This is a genomic window from Nonomuraea zeae, assembly GCF_005889725.1.
GTDB lineage: Bacteria > Actinomycetota > Actinomycetes > Streptosporangiales > Streptosporangiaceae > Nonomuraea > Nonomuraea zeae.
Window position 1 is genome coordinate 1 of sequence record NZ_VCKX01000611.1, and the last position, 2,319, is coordinate 2,319.

Annotated in this window: 3 protein-coding genes and 1 pseudogene; 2 read left to right on the top strand and 2 right to left on the bottom strand. The window is 67.2% G+C overall.

Annotated elements, in window-relative coordinates:
• Both ETD85_RS61730 and ETD85_RS61735 read right to left on the bottom strand, forming a co-directional pair.
• Positions 1-725 (bottom strand): annotated as a pseudogene (locus tag ETD85_RS61730) (hypothetical protein); the annotation flags it as partial.
• A gap of 225 nt (positions 726-950) precedes the next feature.
• Positions 951-1,517 carry a YbhB/YbcL family Raf kinase inhibitor-like protein gene (locus ETD85_RS61735; RefSeq protein ID WP_138699007.1) on the bottom strand — a complete coding sequence of 189 codons (567 nt, stop codon included), beginning with the start codon at positions 1,515-1,517 and terminating at the stop codon, positions 951-953.
• Between the two features lie 371 nt (positions 1,518-1,888).
• On the opposite strand from ETD85_RS61735, the gene ETD85_RS64260 reads away from it, so the two are divergent.
• Positions 1,889-2,056: a hypothetical protein gene (locus tag ETD85_RS64260; protein ID WP_170247502.1), complete on the top strand. Its 168-nt coding sequence runs from the start codon at positions 1,889-1,891 to the stop codon at positions 2,054-2,056.
• A gap of 55 nt (positions 2,057-2,111) precedes the next feature.
• A complete protein-coding gene (locus ETD85_RS61740) occupies positions 2,112-2,306 on the top strand; it encodes a hypothetical protein (protein ID WP_138699008.1) in 195 nt (64 codons plus the stop codon).
• The last annotated feature ends 13 nt before the right edge of the window (positions 2,307-2,319 follow it).

A 2,319-nucleotide genomic window follows, 5' to 3' on the forward strand; every position in this document is an offset into this window, starting at 1 on the left:
GGGGCGGGCACCGGCTGGGCGCCCGCGCCGAGGATGCTCATCACGTCGGGCGTCGGCGCCGCGAACGTCATGGTGCGCTGGTCCGCCAGCTCGGCCTGCGAGGGGACGCGCTTGGGCTCGACCAGGTCGGCGAGGTTGGCGGCCGCGGCCGCGGGAGCCTGGCGCTGCGGAAGGGGAGCCTGGACGGTGGCCGCGTTGGGGTCTATGGCGGCGGAGGCCGCGGCGGGCTGCGGCTTGGCGGTGCGCTCGCCGCCGCGCTTGGCGGGTCGCTCGGACCGGCGCTCTGACTGGCGCTCCGGCTGGCGTTCTGCGGGGCGCTCCGCTGGGCGCTCGGCCGGGCGTTCGGCCGGGCGTTCGCGCTCGACGGGGCGCGAGGCGCCCTTCCTGGCCGCTACGGTGCCACCCGCACCGAAACCGCCCTCTTCCGCGTCACTGCGGATGTTGGCCCAAAACTCCTCGTCCTCATCGTCGGACGTCGGGTTGCCCCACTCGTCGACACCACGCCTGCCACGCTGACCGGTGCGGACCGGTTTGACCTTGACCTCGTCAATTGGGCTGAAGTCGGGGCTGAAATTGTTCATCCGCGGTTCGTGCGCCGCGAACTCGTCAGTGGACCGAGCGTGCGTCATCTCCTCCTTCTCGGCCATCTCTTTCAGCCGTTCTGGAGGGAGAGAGCTCTCCCGGCGGTTCATGGAACGCATGCCCAGTGCCACGACGACGAGCACGAGGAGCACGACAGCGACCAAGCTCACTACGACCGCGATCATTGCACCACCCTCAAAGCCATGGCCTCCCTTTGGCACCGATGAGATCGCGCGGCCATCGACGCGATCTGCCCCCTTTGATCACCAGTGCCTAACAATTGGATCTGATTGTGTCGGACCACTATGAGCGTTGTCACACCCTACGTGAAGAATTGGTACACCGTACTACCAGCAGTGTTCGGTCTCTCACTGGATGTCAACCGCCGTGAGGCGGCCGCGGGCGATGGTCTGGTCTGCGATCTGTTTCAAGATCATGGGGAGGGAGGCGCTCTCCTTGACTTCGACCTTGCCGTTCAACGTGTAGACGGTGAAGCGGTAGCTGCCCGGGTCGCAAGGGGGCTGGTAGCCCGCCTTGCCACTGGTCACCTTCGCCTGGCCGGCCCCGGTCGGGGGATCGTCGGCGGCGTTGGGTCCCAGCTCGGTCGTGGTCGCCGGGATGTTGTAAAGCACCCAGTGCACGGCCGATTGTGACGGCGAATGGGAATCGACCACGATGGCGATCGATTTCGCCTCGGACAGCGGCTGACTCGACCAGCGCAGAGGCGGACTGCCCTGGTCGCCCTTACAGGAGTAATCGCGCGGCAGCGGCTTGCCTTCGCGCAACTCGGGGCTAGAGACGTTGATCTCCGCGATGTCCTTGGCCTGAGATCTTCCGATGAGGCTGCCACAACCGGTCAAGGCGAGCGCGACGACCACCCCTGTCACACTGACAGCGATGCGTCGCACGCGTGATGCCGTCTTGCACAGCCCCATGCCGGACGATGCTACGCGGCTCTCGGCGGTGCGCAGACCGTTTCCCGATGGTCGGCGGCCGGTAAAGGATCCGAAACCCGCCAGAATCGCGGCATCCGGGTAGTGAGGTTGGACACAACCATGACCTCCGTCATTCCCCGCGGCCCCGAATCGGGCCGTACCGAGGGACCCTTTCTGGCCTGCTGGTTCGCTGTGGCGGGACTCTGTGGGGAATCGGGCGCCTTGACCCGACAAAACGGACATTGGTTTCGGTCGGGGAGTGCGGGCGAAAACCAGGTGCGCCAGATCGCCTGTTAGCGGTATCAGGAGCGGTTCGGGCCCTCGCGGCGGACCGGAGCGCCGGAGGAGTGCCGCGGACGGCGGCTGCCACGTTGCGTGAGGGGCTTGCGCTGGGGTGCGGTCCCGCGCTCGCCGGGCCTGGGTGGCACGAACGTGGCGCCGCCGACGTGGCCAAGCTCGACAGCCTGCGGCCGGCCGCCACCGAGCATGGCACCGCGCCGGAGCCGGGCGTCGGCAGACACGCCGAGACGTCCGGTTGATCTTTACCGGCCCGCGGGCAGATCACCTTCCGGCCGCGCGTCCTAAGCTGGCCTTGTGACGTCAACAGCTCCGCTGCGCGATCCGGCGAACCGTGTCTCGCCCAAGGCCGTGCGCCTGTGGCTGCTCGAGTCGCTGATCGCGTTCGTGTTCTTCGCCGGTGGCTCGATCCTGGTCGCGCGCTGGGTGGGCGCTGTCTCTTATACACCTCTGACGCTGCCGACGACACCCATTCTGTCAATATTAGCGTAAACCGAGCCATACA

Bases quoted from the DNA above. Each gene is read 5' to 3' on its own strand.
- ETD85_RS61735 (WP_138699007.1), bottom strand. From the start codon at position 1,517: ATGGGGCTGTGCAAGACGGCATCACGCGTGCGACGCATCGCTGTCAGT.